Source organism: Rehaibacterium terrae (genome assembly GCF_014202935.1).
GTDB classification, from domain to species: Bacteria; Pseudomonadota; Gammaproteobacteria; order Xanthomonadales; family Xanthomonadaceae; genus Rehaibacterium; species Rehaibacterium terrae.
Window position 1 is genome coordinate 1 of record NZ_JACHHX010000026.1, and the last position, 15,783, is coordinate 15,783.

General features: G+C 65.3%; 13 protein-coding genes and 1 tRNA gene. All 14 read right to left on the reverse strand.

Translation table 11 applies throughout. The annotated features are described in order from the left end of the window. Nucleotides 1–94: GTP-binding protein (locus HNQ58_RS12735; RefSeq protein ID WP_005434227.1), on the reverse strand; the 94-nt coding region annotated here is incomplete at its 3' end. A 42-nt stretch (nt 95–136) separates the two neighbouring features. Continuing rightward, nucleotides 137–2,227, reverse strand: a complete 2,091-nt coding sequence (gene fusA / locus HNQ58_RS12740) for an elongation factor G (protein WP_183949310.1) — start codon at nt 2,225–2,227, stop codon at nt 137–139. 21 nt (nt 2,228–2,248) lie between these two features. Beyond that, nucleotides 2,249–2,716, reverse strand: coding sequence for a 30S ribosomal protein S7 (gene rpsG / locus HNQ58_RS12745; RefSeq protein WP_183949311.1), 468 nt, complete (start codon nt 2,714–2,716; stop codon nt 2,249–2,251). Between the two features lie 48 nt (nt 2,717–2,764). Next, a complete protein-coding gene (rpsL, locus tag HNQ58_RS12750) occupies nt 2,765–3,139 on the reverse strand; it encodes a 30S ribosomal protein S12 (protein ID WP_183949312.1) in 375 nt (124 codons plus the stop codon). 189 nt (nt 3,140–3,328) lie between these two features. After that, nucleotides 3,329–7,537 carry a DNA-directed RNA polymerase subunit beta' gene (gene rpoC, locus HNQ58_RS12755; RefSeq protein ID WP_183949313.1) on the reverse strand — a complete coding sequence of 1,403 codons (4,209 nt, stop codon included), beginning with the start codon at nt 7,535–7,537 and terminating at the stop codon, nt 3,329–3,331. A 29-nt stretch (nt 7,538–7,566) separates the two neighbouring features. Further along, nucleotides 7,567–11,718 (reverse strand): DNA-directed RNA polymerase subunit beta, encoded by a 4,152-nt coding sequence (gene rpoB / locus HNQ58_RS12760; RefSeq protein ID WP_183949314.1) that lies wholly within the window; start codon nt 11,716–11,718, stop codon nt 7,567–7,569. Nucleotides 11,719–11,910: 192 nt separating this feature from the next. Further along, nucleotides 11,911–12,285: a 50S ribosomal protein L7/L12 gene (gene rplL, locus HNQ58_RS12765; protein WP_183949315.1), complete on the reverse strand. Its 375-nt coding sequence runs from the start codon at nt 12,283–12,285 to the stop codon at nt 11,911–11,913. 51 nt (nt 12,286–12,336) lie between these two features. Continuing rightward, complete coding sequence (gene rplJ / locus HNQ58_RS12770) at nt 12,337–12,834, reverse strand: 50S ribosomal protein L10 (protein WP_183949316.1); 498 nt, start codon at nt 12,832–12,834, stop codon at nt 12,337–12,339. A gap of 364 nt (nt 12,835–13,198) precedes the next feature. After that, nucleotides 13,199–13,900 carry a 50S ribosomal protein L1 gene (gene rplA, locus HNQ58_RS12775; RefSeq protein ID WP_183949317.1) on the reverse strand — a complete coding sequence of 234 codons (702 nt, stop codon included), beginning with the start codon at nt 13,898–13,900 and terminating at the stop codon, nt 13,199–13,201. 4 nt (nt 13,901–13,904) lie between these two features. Then, nucleotides 13,905–14,333 (reverse strand): 50S ribosomal protein L11, encoded by a 429-nt coding sequence (rplK, locus tag HNQ58_RS12780; RefSeq protein WP_183949318.1) that lies wholly within the window; start codon nt 14,331–14,333, stop codon nt 13,905–13,907. Nucleotides 14,334–14,435: 102 nt separating this feature from the next. Beyond that, entirely contained in the window at nt 14,436–14,996 is a 561-nt protein-coding gene (gene nusG, locus HNQ58_RS12785; protein WP_183949319.1) for a transcription termination/antitermination protein NusG, read from the reverse strand. A 10-nt stretch (nt 14,997–15,006) separates the two neighbouring features. Further along, on the reverse strand, nt 15,007–15,384 hold the full coding sequence (secE, locus tag HNQ58_RS12790) for a preprotein translocase subunit SecE (protein ID WP_183949320.1): 378 nt from the start codon (nt 15,382–15,384) through the stop codon (nt 15,007–15,009). A 45-nt stretch (nt 15,385–15,429) separates the two neighbouring features. Beyond that, nucleotides 15,430–15,505 (reverse strand) — tRNA-Trp (locus HNQ58_RS12795). A gap of 92 nt (nt 15,506–15,597) precedes the next feature. Then, nucleotides 15,598–15,783: EF-Tu C-terminal domain-related protein (locus HNQ58_RS12800; RefSeq protein ID WP_484573259.1), on the reverse strand; the 186-nt coding region annotated here is incomplete at its 5' end.

The following is a 15,783-nucleotide window of genomic DNA, read 5'->3' on the forward strand; positions in this document are numbered from 1 at the left end:
GCGCGGCAGTCAGCGTGGTCTTGCCGTGGTCGACGTGACCGATCGTGCCCACGTTCACGTGCGGCTTGGTGCGCTCGAATTTACCCTTGGCCATGACTTAGGTTTCCTCGGTTCGATCTTTTGTTGGTTTTACTGCTCAGGACTTCTTGATGACCTGCTCGGCGATGTTGGCCGGCGCCTCGGCGTAGTGGTCGAATTCCATGGTGAAGGTCGCGCGGCCCTGGGTCATGGAACGCAAGGTCGTGGCGTAGCCGAACATCTCGCCCAGCGGCACCATCGCGTTGATGATCTTGCCGGAGGGGGAGTCGTCGGAGCCCTGCAGGATGCCGCGACGCCGACTCAGATCGCCCATCACGTCACCCATGTAATCCTCCGGGGTGACGACCTCGACCTTCATCACCGGCTCGAGCAGCACCGGGCTGGCCTTCTGGAAGCCTTCCTTGAAGCCCATCGAGCCGGCGATCTTGAACGCCATTTCGGACGAGTCGACCTCGTGATACGAACCGTCGACCAGGCGGACCTTGATGTCGACCACCGGATAGCCGGCCATCACGCCGTTGGCCATCGCTTCCTGGATGCCCTTGTCGACCGCCGGGATGTACTCCTTGGGCACGACACCGCCGACGATGGCGTTCTCGAAGACGTAGCCGGCACCACGCTCCTGCGGCTCGATCTCGAGCACCACGTGACCGTACTGGCCCTTGCCGCCCGACTGACGGACGAACTTGCCTTCCTGCCTGACCGCCTTGCGGATGGTCTCGCGGTAGGCGACCTGCGGCTTGCCGACGTTCGCCTCGACGTTGAACTCGCGCTTCATGCGGTCGACGATGATGTCCAGGTGCAGCTCACCCATGCCGGAGATGATGGTCTGGCCGGACTCCTCGTCGGTACGCACACGGAAGGAGGGATCCTCCTGCGCCAGGCGCGACAGGGCGATGCCCATCTTCTCCTGGTCCGACTTGGTCTTGGGCTCGACCGCCATCGCGATGACCGGCTCGGGGAAGGTCATCCGCTCCAGGGTGATCACCGCGTCTTGCGCGCACAGCGTGTCGCCGGTGGTCACATCCTTCAGGCCGACCGCCGCAGCGATGTCGCCGGCGCGGACCTCCTTGATCTCCTCGCGGTTGTTGGCGTGCATCTGCAGAAGGCGGCCGATCCGCTCCTTCTTGCCCTTGACCGGGTTGTAGACCTGGTCGCCGGCGCTGAGCACGCCCGAATAGACGCGGAAGAAGGTCAGCGCGCCCACGAACGGATCGGTCATGATCTTGAACGCCAGCGCCGAGAACTTCTCGTTGTCGTCGGCGCGGCGGGTGGCGGGCTGATCGCGATCGTCGACGCCGGCAACCGGCGGACGGTCGGACGGCGCCGGCAGGAAGCGGATCACGCCATCCAGCATCGCCTGCACACCCTTGTTCTTGAAGGCGCTGCCGCAGAAGGCCGGGATGATCTCGCACTTGAGGGTGCGCTGACGGATGCCGGCGATGATCTCTTCCTCGGAAAGCTCGCCTTCCTCGAGGTACTTGTTCATCAGCTCCTCGGACGCCTCGGCGGCGGCCTCGACCATGAACGCACGCGCGGCGGCGCACTCCTCGGCCAGATGCGCCGGGATATCGGCGTAGCTGAAGGTGTTGCCCTGGGTTTCCATGTCCCAGACGATCGCCTTCATCTTGAGCAGGTCGACCACGCCCTCGAAGTTCTCTTCGGCGCCGATCGGCACCTGCATCGGCACCGGATAGGCATTGAGGCGGCTGCGCAGCTGCTCCATCACCTTCTTGAAGTTGGCCCCGGTGCGATCCATCTTGTTGACGAAGGCCAGACGCGGCACGTTGTACTTGTTGGCCTGGCGCCACACCGTCTCGGACTGCGGCTGCACGCCGCCGACCGCGCACAGTACGAACACGGCACCGTCGAGCACGCGCAGCGAGCGCTCCACCTCGATGGTGAAGTCGACGTGACCCGGGGTGTCGATGATGTTCAGGCGATGCTCGGGGAACGACTTGTCCATCCCCTTCCAGAACGCCGTGGTGGCCGCGGAAGTGATGGTGATGCCGCGCTCCTGCTCCTGCTCCATCCAGTCCATGGTGGCGGCGCCGTCATGGACTTCGCCGATCTTGTGGCTGACACCGGTGTAGAACAGGATGCGCTCGCTGGTCGTGGTCTTGCCGGCATCGATGTGGGCCATGATGCCGAAGTTGCGATAGCGCTCGATGGGGGTCGTACGGGCCACTTTTCTGGATCCCTGTCGTGATTACCAGCGGTAGTGCGAGAAGGCCTTGTTGGCCTCCGCCATGCGGTGGGTTTCCTCGCGCTTCTTGACGGCGCCACCACGGTTCTCGGACGCGTCCAGAAGCTCCCCGGCCAGCTTGCGCGGCATGGAGTTTTCGGAACGCTTGCGGGCGGACTCGATCAGCCAGCGCATCGCGAGCGCCTGGCGACGGGAGGCACGCACCTCGACCGGAACCTGGTAGGTCGCACCGCCGACACGACGGGACTTGACCTCGACCACCGGAGCAACGTTGCCCAAGGCCTTCTCGACCAGCTCAAGGGCATTCGGATTCTTCTCGCCGATGACATCCATCGCGCCATAGACGATTTTCTCGGCGACGGACTTCTTGCCGTTCTTCATCACCATATTGATGAAGCGGGCAACCATTTCGCTGCCGTGCTTGGGATCCGGCAGAACGGGACGGGTACCGGGCGAACCTTTACGGGACATGATGCGTGCCTGATTTGAAAAGATCGGGTGTTACGCGAAACCGCTCGCTCAGGACTTCGGGCGCTTGGCGCCGTACTTGGAGCGGCCCTGGCGACGCTTGGCGACGCCGGCGGCGTCGAGCGAGCCGCGCACGGTGTGGTAGCGGACGCCAGGCAGGTCCTTGACGCGCCCGCCCCGGATCAGCACCACCGAGTGCTCCTGGAGATTGTGGCCTTCACCACCGATGTACGAGATGACCTCGAACCCGTTGGTGAGGCGCACCTTGGCCACCTTGCGGAGCGCCGAGTTCGGCTTCTTCGGGGTGGTGGTGTAGACACGGGTGCAGACGCCACGGCGCTGCGGGCAGTTGTCCAGCGCCGGGGAGGCACTCTTGTAGGACTTGGGCTGCCGGGGCTTGCGAACCAGCTGATTGATCGTCGCCATTCGTCGGAGACCTTGCGATGAAAACGAAGGCAGGCCGGTACTCCCGGCCTGCCGAGACAGAAAAGTTTAGCCAGTGTTAAACCACCCTGTCAATGGCTGCAGGGTGGTTCAACGACCGTCCTCGGCTCGAACACGAGGCGCGTCCTGCGCCTCATTTCGCATGTGGGCAGCCCATGGGCCGCCGGGGAATCACTCGTCGGCGGAACCGGCTCCCTCAGCCATCGCCTCCGATGCCGGGGCGGCGCGCAGGGCCTCCATATCCGATTCGCTCAGCTCACCCGCCTGGCGGCGGCGCTTGCTGTGGTAGGCAAGACCCGTGCCGGCCGGGATCAGACGGCCAACGATAACATTTTCCTTCAGGCCCCGCAAGGTATCGCGGGTACCGCGAACCGCCGCCTCGGTGAGCACGCGGGTGGTTTCCTGGAAGGAGGCCGCCGAGATGAACGATTCGGTCGCCAGCGAAGCCTTGGTGATGCCCAGCAGCACCGGCTGGAACTTGGCCGGCATCTCGTTGCGGGCCTGGGCCCGGGCATTTTCCTCCAGCACGCGGATCTTCTCCACCTGCTCGCCCTGCAGGAAGCGGGTATCGCCGGGCTCGGTGATCTCCACCTTGCGCAGCATCTGGCGGATGATCACCTCGATGTGCTTGTCGTTGATCTTCACGCCCTGCAGGCGGTAGACGTCCTGGATCTCCTTGACCAGGTAGGCGGCCAGCGGCTCGACGCCGAGCAGGCGGAGGATGTCCTGCGGGTTCGGCTCGCCGTCCACGATGGTCTCGCCCTTCTCCACGTGCTCGCCTTCGAACACGATGATCTGGCGGTACTTCGGGATCAGCTCCTCGTGCTCGTTGCCTTCGGCATCCTTGATGATCAGGCGCTGCTTGCCCTTGGTGTCCTTGCCGAAGCTGACCACGCCGGAGCGCTCGGCGAGGATCGCCGGGTCCTTCGGCTTGCGGGCCTCGAACAGATCGGCCACGCGCGGCAGACCGCCGGTGATGTCACGGGTCTTGGACGCCTCCTGCGGGATCTTGGCGACCACATCGCCCACACCCACCGGCGCGCCGTCGTGCAGGTTGACGATCGAGCGCGGCGGCAGCAGGTACTGCGCCGGCAGGTCGGTGCCCGGAATGTTCAGATCCTTGCCGTCGGCATCGACGATGCGCACGATCGGGCGCAGATCCTTGCCGGCCGAGCCGCGACGCTTGGGGTCGGTGATCTCGGCGCTGGCCAGGCCGGTCAGCTCGTCGACCTTCTCGATCACGGTGACGCCGTCGACGAAGTCGACGAAGCGCACGAAGCCCGCCACTTCCGACACGATCGGATGGTTGTGCGGATCCCAGTTGGCGACGGTCTGGCCGGCCTTGACCGCCTCGCCGTCCTTGACCGAGATGACCGCGCCGTACGGCACCTTGTAGCGCTCACGCTCGCGCCCGGCCGGATCCAGCACCGACAGTTCGCCCGAGCGCGACACCGCCACCAGGTGGCCGGCGCTGTGCTGGACGGTCTTGATGTTGGTGAACCTGATCGTGCCGGTGGTCTTGATGGTGACGTTGTCCACCGCCGCCGCACGCGAAGCCGCACCGCCGATGTGGAAGGTGCGCATGGTCAGCTGCGTGCCCGGCTCGCCGATCGACTGGGCGGCGATCACGCCGACCGCCTCACCGATGTTGACGATGTGGCCGCGTGCCAGATCGCGGCCGTAGCAGTGCGCGCAGACGCCGAAGCTCGATTCGCAGGTGATGGTGGAACGCACCTTGATCGCCTGCACGCCCGCCGCTTCCAGCTTCTCCACCCACTTCTCGTCGAGCAGGGTGTTGCGGGTGACGATCGGATCCTCGTCGTTGCCCGGCAGGAAAACGTCCTCGGCCACGATACGGCCGAGCACGCGGTCGCGCAGCGGCTCGACCACGTCGCCGCCCTCGACGATCGGCGTCATGGTCAGGCCGTTCATCGTGCCGCAATCGACCTCGGTGATCACCACGTCCTGCGACACGTCGACCAGACGGCGGGTCAGATAACCGGAGTTCGCCGTCTTGAGTGCGGTGTCGGCCAGACCCTTGCGCGCGCCGTGGGTCGAGATGAAGTACTGCAGGACGTTCAGACCCTCGCGGAAGTTCGCGGTGATCGGCGTCTCGATGATCGAGCCGTCCGGGCGCGCCATCAGGCCGCGCATGCCGGCCAGCTGGCGGATCTGCGCCTGCGAGCCACGCGCGCCGGAGTCGGCCATGATGAAGACGGAGTTCATCGACTTCTGCTCGACCGTCTCGCCCTTGGCGTTGACGGTCTTCTCGGTGCCGATGGTGTCCATCATCGCCTTGGCGACGCGCTCGTTGGTGCGCGACCAGATATCGACGACCTTGTTGTAGCGCTCACCGGCGGTGACCAGACCCGACTGGTACTGCTGCTGGATCTCCAGCACCTCCTTCTCGGCCTCGGCCAGGATGGTCTTCTTCTCCTCCGGAATCACCATGTCGTCGATACCGATGGAGACGCCGGCGCGGGTCGCGTTGTAGAAGCCGGTGTACATCAGCTTGTCGGCGAAGATCACCGTCTGCTTCAGGCCGAGCTGGCGGTAGCAGGCGTTGATCAGGCGGCTGATGGCCTTCTTGGTCAGCTCGGTGTTGACCAGAGCGAACGACAGGCCCTCGGGCAGGATCTCGGCCAGCATCGCGCGGCCGACCGTGGTGTCGACGATCGAGGTCGACTCGCTGCGGTTGCCCTGCTCGTCGATCTCGACCTGGCGCAGGCGAACCTTCACCTTGGCGTGCAGATCGACGACGCGGTTGTCGTAGGCGCGCTTCACTTCGGCGATGTTGGCGAACACCATGCCCTCGCCCTTCTTGTTCTCGAGCGCGCGGGTCATGTAGTACAGGCCCAGGACCACGTCCTGGGTCGGCACGATGATCGGCTCGCCGGAGGCTGGCGACAGGATGTTGTTCGACGACATCATCAGCGCGCGGGCTTCCAGCTGCGCCTCGAGCGACAGCGGCACGTGCACGGCCATCTGGTCGCCGTCGAAGTCGGCGTTGAAGGCGGTGCAGACCAGCGGGTGCAGCTGGATCGCCTTGCCCTCGATCAGCACCGGTTCGAAAGCCTGGATGCCGAGGCGGTGCAGCGTCGGAGCGCGGTTGAGCAGCACCGGGTGCTCGCGGATGACTTCTTCGAGGATGTCCCACACCATCGGCTCTTCGCGCTCGACCAGCTTCTTGGCGGCCTTGATGGTGGTGGCCAGGCCACGACGCTGCAGCTTGGAGAAGATGAACGGCTTGAACAGCTCCAGCGCCATCTTCTTGGGCAGGCCGCACTCATGCAGGCGCAGGGTCGGGCCGACCACGATGACCGAACGGCCGGAGTAGTCGACGCGCTTGCCCAGCAGGTTCTGACGGAAACGACCCTGCTTGCCCTTGATCATGTCGGCCAGCGACTTGAGCGGGCGCTTGTTGGTACCGGTGATGGCGCGACCGCGACGGCCGTTGTCCAGCAGCGCATCGACAGACTCCTGCAGCATGCGCTTCTCGTTGCGCACGATGATGTCCGGCGCATTGAGCTCGAGCAGGCGCTTGAGGCGGTTGTTGCGGTTGATGACGCGGCGGTAGAGGTCGTTGAGGTCGGAAGTCGCGAAGCGGCCGCCATCCAGGGGCACCAGCGGACGCAGGTCGGGCGGCAGCACCGGCAGCACGGTGAGGATCATCCACTCCGGGCGGTTGCCGGACTCGATGAAGGCTTCGACCAGCTTGATACGCTTGGTGAGGCGCTTGAGCTTGGTCTCGGAGTTGGTCGACGCGATCTCCTCCTTCAGACGCACCATCTCGGCGTTGAGGTCGATCGTGCGCAGCAGCTCGTAGACGGCCTCGGCGCCCATCATGGCATCGAAGTCATCGCCGTGCTCCTGGCGGGCCTGCATGAACTGCTCTTCGTTGAGCAGCTGACCGCGCTCGAGCGTGGTCAGCCCCGGCTCGATGACCACGTAGGCCTCGAAGTACAGGATGCGCTCGATGTCGCGCAGGGTCATGTCGAGCATCAGGCCGATGCGCGAGGGCAGCGACTTCAGGAACCAGATGTGGGCGACCGGGCTGGCCAGTTCGATGTGGCCCATGCGTTCACGCCTGACCTTGGCCAGGGTGACCTCGGTGCCGCACTTCTCGCAGACCACGCCGCGGTGCTTCATGCGCTTGTACTTTCCGCACAGGCACTCGTAGTCCTTGACCGGCCCGAAGATCGCGGCGCAGAACAGGCCATCGCGCTCGGGCTTGAAGGTGCGGTAGTTGATGGTCTCCGGCTTCTTGACCTCGCCGTACGACCACGAGCGGATCAGGTCGGGAGAGGCCAGCTGGATCTTGATGGCGTCGAAATCCAGCGACTGCCGCTGCTGGTTGAAGAGGTTGAGCAAATCTTTCATGGGTCAGTTCTCCAGTCCGCGGCGTCCGATCAGTGCTCTTCCAGCTCGATGTTGATGGCGAGCGAGCGGATTTCCTTGACCAGCACGTTGAACGACTCGGGCATGCCCGCCGTCATCTCGTGCTCGCCGTCGACGATGTTCTTGTACATCTGGTTGCGGCCCTGCACGTCGTCGGACTTCACCGTCAGCATCTCCTGCAGGGTGTAGGCGGCACCGTAGGCTTCCAGCGCCCACACTTCCATCTCACCGAAACGCTGACCGCCGAACTGCGCCTTGCCGCCCAGCGGCTGCTGGGTGACCAGCGAGTACGGGCCGGTGGAGCGGGCGTGCATCTTGTCGTCGACCAGGTGGTTGAGCTTGAGCATGTGCATGTAGCCCACCGTGACCGGGCGATCGAACTCCTCGCCGGTGCGACCATCGATCAGACGGGTCTGGCCGCTCTCGGGCAGACCGGCGAGCTTGAGCATGGCCTTGATCTCTTCCTCGGTCGCGCCGTCGAACACCGGGGTAGCCATCGGCACACCGCTGGTGAGGTTGCGCGCCAGATTGAGCAGCTCCTCGTCGCTGAACTGCGACAGGTCCACCCGCTCGCCCATCAGCTTGCGGTCGTGGTTGTAGATCTGGTCGAGGAACTTGCGCAGGTCGGCCACCTTGGCCTGGGACTCGAGCATTTCCTGGATGCGCTGGCCCAGCCCCTTGGCTGCCCAGCCCAGGTGAGTCTCGAGGATCTGGCCGATGTTCATTCGGCTCGGCACACCCAGCGGGTTGAGCACGATGTCGACCGGCGTGCCGTCGGCCATGTAAGGCATGTCCTCGACCGGCACGATGTTCGAGATCACGCCCTTGTTGCCGTGACGGCCGGCCATCTTGTCGCCCGGCTGGATGCGGCGGCGCACGGCCAGGTAGACCTTGACCATCTTGAGCACGCCCGGGGCGAGATCGTCGCCGGCGGTGATCTTGGCGCGCTTGTCGGCGAACCGCTTCTCGAACTCGGCCTTGTGCGCCTCGATCTGCTTCTGCGCACGCTCGATGGCCTCGGCGGCATCCTCGTCCTTCATGCGGATCGAGAACCAGTCGTCCTTCTTCAGTCCGTCCAGGTACTCGTCGCTGATAGCTGTGCCCTTCTTCAGGCCACCCGGACCGCCGTTGGCGACCTTGCCGACGATCTGCGAACGCAGGCGGGCGTAAATGGCACCCTCCAGGATGCGGAACTGGTCGTCGAAGTCCTTCTTGACGCGCCTGATCTCGGCCTCCTCGATCTGACGGGCGCGCTTGTCCTTCTCGATGCCGTCGCGGGTGAAGACCTGCACGTCGATGACGGTGCCGTCCATGCCCGGCGGCACGCGCAGCGAGCTGTCCTTCACGTCGGAGGCCTTCTCGCCGAAGATCGCACGCAGCAGCTTCTCTTCCGGCGTCAGCTGGCTCTCGCCCTTGGGCGTGACCTTGCCGACCAGGATGTCGCCGGCGCGCACCTCGGCACCGATGTAGACCACGCCGGACTCGTCGAGACGGCTGAGCGCCTGCTCGGAGACGTTCGGGATGTCGGCGCTGATTTCCTCGGGGCCGAGCTTGGTGTCGCGTGCGACACAGGTCAGCTCCTCGATGTGGATCGTGGTGTAGCGGTCCTCCTGGACCACACGCTCCGAGATCAGGATCGAGTCCTCGAAGTTGTAGCCGTTCCACGGCATGAACGCGACCAGCATGTTCTGGCCCAGCGCCAGCTCGCCGATGTCGGTGGAGGGACCGTCGGCCAGCACGTCGCCGCGGGCGACACGGTCGCCCACCCTCACCAGCGGGCGCTGGTTGATGCAGGTGTTCTGGTTGGAGCGGGTGTACTTGACCAGGGTGTAGATGTCGACACCGGCATCGTTCTCGCCGACTTCGTCCTCGTTGACGCGCACCACGATGCGGGCGGCATCGACCTGGTCGATGACGCCACTGCGGCGGGCCACGGTGATCACGCCCGAGTCGCGCGCCACGGCGCGCTCGATGCCGGTGCCGACCAGCGGCTTCTCTGCACGCAGCGTCGGTACCGCCTGGCGCTGCATGTTGGCGCCCATCAGCGCGCGGTTGGCGTCGTCGTGCTCGAGGAACGGCACCAGCGCAGCCGCGACCGACACCGACTGCATCGGCGAGACGTCCATGTAGTGGATCTCGCTCGGCGGCTTGAGCAGGGTCTCGCCCTGGTAACGGCAGGGCACGAACTGGCCGGTCAGCGCGCCCTTCTCGTCGAGTTCGGCGTTGGCCTGGGCGATGACGTACTCGTTCTCCTCGATCGCCGACAGGTACTCGACCTCGTCGGTGACCCGCCCGTTGACGACCTTCCGGTACGGCGTCTCCAGGAAGCCGTACTGGTTGGTGCGTGCGTACACGGCCAGCGAATTGATCAGGCCGATGTTCGGGCCTTCCGGCGTCTCGATGGTGCAGACGCGGCCGTAGTGGGTCGGGTGCACGTCGCGCACCTCGAAGCCGGCGCGCTCACGGGTCAGGCCGCCCGGGCCGAGCGCCGAGACGCGGCGCTTGTGCGTGACCTCGGACAGCGGGTTGTTCTGGTCCATGAACTGGCTGAGCTGCGAGGAGCCGAAGAACTCCTTGATCGCAGCGGCAACCGGCTTGGCGTTGATCAACTCCTGCGGGGTCAGGCCTTCGGACTCGGCCAGCGACAGACGCTCCTTGACGGCGCGCTCGACGCGCACCAATCCGACGCGGAACACGTTCTCGGCCATCTCGCCGACCGAGCGCACGCGGCGGTTGCCCAGGTGGTCGATGTCATCCACGGTGCCGCGGCCGTTGCGGATCTCGCACAGCACCTTGAGCACATCGAGGATGTCGGAACTCTCGCCCTGCTCGGCCACCAGGCGCTTGGACTCTTCGTCGTTGCGCTCGGAGAAGTACTTGTGGTCGTACAGCACACCGGGACCGGTCACGTCCTTGCGACCGACGCGGCGGTTGAACTTCATCCGGCCCACGGCCGACAGGTCGTAGCGTTCGAAGGTGAAGAACAGGTTGTAGAACAGGTTCTGAGCCGCTTCCTTGGTCGGCGGCTCGCCCGGCCGCATCATGCGGTAGATCTCGACCAGCGCCTCGAGCTGGGTCTTGGTCGAGTCGATGCGCAGGGTGTTCGACAGGTACGGGCCGCGGTCGAGGTCGTTGACCCACAGCGTGCCGATGCTCTCGATACCGGCCTTGCGGAACGCGGCCAGCTGCTCGTCGTTGAGTTCGTCGTTGGCGGTGGCGAGCACCTCGCCGGTCTTCGGATCGATGACGTCGTGCGCGATGATGCGGCCGACCAGGTAGTCGTCCGGCACCTCCAGCGTCGCCACTCCAGCCTGCTCCAGCTGCCGGACGTGGCGCGCGGTGATGCGCTTGCCCGCCTCCACCAGGGTCTTGCCGTTGACGACCAGATCGAAGTTGAGGGTCTCGCCGCGCAGCCGTTCGGGCACCAGCTCGAGCTCGACGCCTTCCTGCCTGTTGATGCGGAAGGTGTTGATCTCGAAGAAGATCTTGAGCATCTCCTCGTTGCTGTAGCCGAGCGCGCGCAGCAGCACCGACACCGGCAGCTTGCGGCGACGGTCGATACGGGTGAACAGGCAGTCCTTCGGATCGAACTCGAAGTCCAGCCAGGAACCGCGGTAGGGGATGATGCGGGCCGAGTACAGCAGCTTGCCCGAGCTGTGGGTCTTGCCGCGGTCGTGGTCGAAGAACACGCCCGGGCTGCGGTGCAGCTGGGAGACGATGACGCGCTCGGTGCCATTGACGATGAAGGTGCCGTTGTCGGTCATCAGGGGCATTTCGCCCATGTAGACCTCCTGCTCCTTCACGTACTTGATCGCCTTGTTCGACGACTCCTTGTCGTAGATCACCAGGCGCACGGTCACGCGCAGCGGCGCACCGTAGGTCAGGCCGCGGTTGCGGCACTCACGCTCGTCGAACGGCGGCTCGCCGAGGCGGTAGCTGACATATTCGAGGGCGGCGTTGCCGGAATAGCTGGAAATCGGGAACACCGACTTGAGCGCGGCGTGCAGGCCCTTGTCGGCGCGCTGGTCGGGCGCGGTATCGACCTGCAGGAACTCGCGATAGGAGTCGACCTGGATGGCCAGCAGGTACGGCACCTCCAGGATCGCTTTGCGCTTGCCGAAGTCCTTGCGGATGCGCTTCTTTTCGGTGAAGGAGTAGGTCATGGTCTGCTACCGCCTCGGGTGTGTCGGCTGCCGCGGGAACGGCTGCCGGAGTGATTGGAATCGGAATTCGGAGATCGCCACTGACGCGAATGACGATGTCCGAGTGCCGTCAGGTGAAGCAGGGAAAGGCCGGGGGCTCTCGCCCCCAGCCTTCCGATTCCGCCGGTCGAAGCCAGCGACGCAATGCGCCGCTTACTTGAGCTCGACCTGGGCGCCAGCCGCCTCGAGGTCCTTCTTGAACTTCTCGGCGTCTTCCTTCGACACGCCTTCCTTGACGGTCTGCGGCGCACCCTCGACCAGGTCCTTGGCCTCCTTCAGGCCCAGACCGGTGATCGCGCGAACCGCCTTGATGACTTCGACCTTCTTGTCGCCGGCAGCCTTCAGCACGACGGTGAACTCGGTCTGCTCCTCGACCGGGGCGGCAGCCGCGGCCGGGCCGGCGGCCATCACCACCGGGGCGGCGGCGGAGACGCCGAACTTCTCTTCCATCGCCTTCACCAGCTCCATCACCTCGACGAGGGTCTTGTTGGCGATCGCTTCGATGATCTGCTCGTTGGTCAGAGACATGATTGCTTCCTCGGAAAAATATTCTTGAAAGGGATACGTGAAGTCGGCCGCTCAGGCCGCCGCTTCCTGCTTCTCGCCGATCGCCTTGAGCGCACGGGCCACGCGGGTGGCCGGCTCGACGAGCACGCTGAGCAGCATGGACAGGGCCTGGTCGCGGGTCGGCAGCGAGGCCAGCACGTCCAGGTGGGCGCCCGGGTAATGCTTGCCGCCGATGGAGACGACCTTCGCCTGCAGCTTGTCGTTGGCCTTGGCGAACTCCTTGATCAGACGACCGGCGGCGCCGGGGTCTTCCATCGAGAACGCATAGAGCAACGGACCGACGAGCGAGTCCTTGACCCCCTCGTAATCCGTGCCTTCGACGGCACGCGAGGCCAGCGTGTTCTTGACGACCTTCAGGAACACGCCCGTCTCGCGGGCCTTCTTGCGCATCGCGGTCATCTGGTCGACCGTGATGCCCGCGTACTCGGCGGCAACCAGGGAGTGAGCCTTCGCGGCCACCTCTGCCAGTTCGGCGACGACTTCTTGCTTCTGGGACAGATTCAGAGCCATTGCACTCCTCCTATTGAACTCCGCTCGCGGCTCCAGCCGTCCGCGGTCCTGGGCGGCATCGGTCCTTCGATGCCGGGGACGCCCGATGGCGTCCCGGTGGTGGCCGTTTCCAGACTTTCAAGAATGAAAATTCCGAAAAGGGCGGCACCATCTGCGCAGGCCAGCCCCTCGCGGGGCCCGGATTAAGCGATCGATGGCTGTGCCGACGGCGATTCCATGCCAGTCGCGCGTCCCTGCCCGACGTCGTCACGCACCGACCGCACCTGCGGTCTTTGACGGCTATCGCCGACGGCCGTCCGGCCTTCGGCGAATGCCCTCAAACGACCGGCCGGAACCCGCAGCGGATTCCGGCCGGGTGAAACGATTACTTCAGCGACAGCGACCCCTGGTCGACGGTCACGCCAATGCCCATGGTCGAGCTCAGCGAGATCTTCTGCAGGTACTGGCCCTTGGCGGCCGCCGGCTTGGCCTTGATCAGGTCGGCCAGCAGCGCGTGCAGGTTGGTCTTCAGCGACTCGGGGTCGAAGTTGGCCTTGCCGATCGTGCAGTGGATGATGCCGGCCTTGTCGGTGCGGTAGCGCACCTGACCCGACTTGGCATTCTTCACCGCCTCGGCCGGATTCGGCGACACGGTGCCGACCTTCGGGTTCGGCATCAGGCCGCGCGGACCGAGCACCTGGCCGAGCTTGCCGACCACGCGCATCGCATCCGGCGTGGCGATGACCACGTCGTAGTTCAGCTCGCCGGCCAGCATGCGCTCGGCCAGATCGTCCATGCCCACGGCATCCGCACCGGCAGCCAGGGCCTCGTCGGCCTTGGCGCCCGGCGGGCAGAACACGGCGACGCGCACCGACTTGCCGGTGCCGGCGGGCAGCACGGTCGAGCCACGCACCTGCTGGTCGGACTTCTTGGCATCGACGCCGAGACGCACGGCCACGTCGATCGACTCGACGAACTTCACCTTGCTGTTGTTGAGCAGGATATTCAGGGCCTCATCGATCGGATAGGCCTTGCCCGGCTCCACCAGGCCCTGCAGTGCCTTGAGACGCTTGGAAATCTTCGCCATGACCTCAGCCCTCCACCACCAGACCCATGCTGCGCGCGCTACCGGCGATGGTGCGCACGGCCGCCTCCAGATCCGCCGCGGTCAGATCGGGCTCCTTCGCCTTGGCGATTTCCTCGAGCTGCTTGCGGGTGACCTTGCCCACCTTCTCGGTGTTCGGGCGCTTGGAGCCCGAGGTGATGCCGGCGGCCTTCTTCAGCAGAATGCTGGCCGGGGGCGTCTTGGTGACGAAGGTGAAGGTGCGGTCGGAGTAGGCGGTGATGACGACCGGGATCGGCAGACCCGGCTCCAGCTTCTGCGTGGCGGCGTTGAACGCCTTGCAGAACTCCATGATGTTCAGACCGCGCTGACCCAGCGCCGGACCGACCGGCGGGCTGGGGTTGGCCTGACCGGCCTTCACCTGCAGCTTGATGTAGCCGACGACTTTCTTTGCCATTTCAGTTCTCCTGGAGTGCCAGCGTCTGCACGCCTCACGGCTGCGGGACTCCTCCCTCTGCTTTCATTCGGGACCCGGGCCCCGGAGCCCGGTCCCGGCCGCTCAGGCCTTCTCCACCTGGCCGAATTCCAGCTCGACCGGCGTCGAACGCCCGAAAATCATCACCGCCACCCGCAGGCGGCTGCGCTCGTAGTTGACTTCCTCGACCACGCCGTTGAAGTCGTTGAACGGACCGTCGACCACCCGGACCATCTCGCCGGGCTCGAACAGCACCTTCGGCTTGGGCTTGTCCACGCCCTCCTGCACACGCTGCAGGATGGCGTCGGCCTCGGAGTCCTTGATCGGCAGCGGGCGGTCGGCGGTGCCGCCGATGAAGCCCATGACCTTGGGGGTCTCCTTCACCAGGTGCCAGCACTCGTCGTCAATGCGTGGAATGCCGCCTTCCTCACGGGTGTCGATCTGGACCAGCACGTAGCCTGGAAAGAACTTCCGCTCGGACTTGCGCTTCTGGCCGCCGCGCATCTCGACCACTTCCTCGGTCGGCACCAGCACTTCCCCGAAGCGGTCCTGCATGCCCTCGCGGGCGATGCGGTCCTTCAGCGACTTGGCGACCTGGTGCTCGAAGCCCGAATAGGCGTGAACCACATACCAACGCTTGCCCATGACGCCCTCCTTAGCCGAGCAGCCAGCCGATGAACGAGGAGATGAAAAAGTCGATCAGCGCAATCAGCAGGCTGATGATGATCACCACCACCAGGATCACGCCGGTCGAGCGCAGGGTTTCCTGGCGGGTGGGCCAGACCACCTTGCGCAGCTCGAAGCGCGTCTCGGACAGGAACTCCCGCGCCTGCCGCCCCTTGGCGGTGGGCAGACACACGATGCCGGCCACGATCACCGCAAGCACGGGCAGCAGTCCGCGCAGTGGACCGGGCCACTCGGCGAACCAGTAGAAACCCACCACGCCGGCGACCGCGATCAGACCCGCAAGCACGTACTTGACGATATCGCCTGGCGATGCGGCCTGGGCGCTTTGTTCGACCTTTGCGTTCATCCGGTTACCGGTTTCCGGCCTCCACTGCTGGCCGGCTTGCTTGAATGGCACGCCAGGAGGGACTCGAACCCCCAACCTGCGGTTTTGGAGACCGCTGCTCTGCCAATTGAGCTACTGGCGTATTTGGTTGTCTTCAAACGGCTGATGGCGGACCCTGGCCGGGCCCGCCATTGGGATGGCTTCCGGCCGGATTCCGCTCCGGCCGGGAGCCTGTCACTCGATGACCTTCGCCACCACGCCGGCGCCGACGGTGCGGCCGCCCTCGCGGATCGCGAAGCGCAGGCCTTCCTCCATCGCGATCGGCGCGATCAGCGACACCACCATCTTGATGTTGTCGCCCGGCATCACCATCTCCACGCCCTCCGGCAGCTCCACCGCACCGGTCACGTCCGTCGTCCG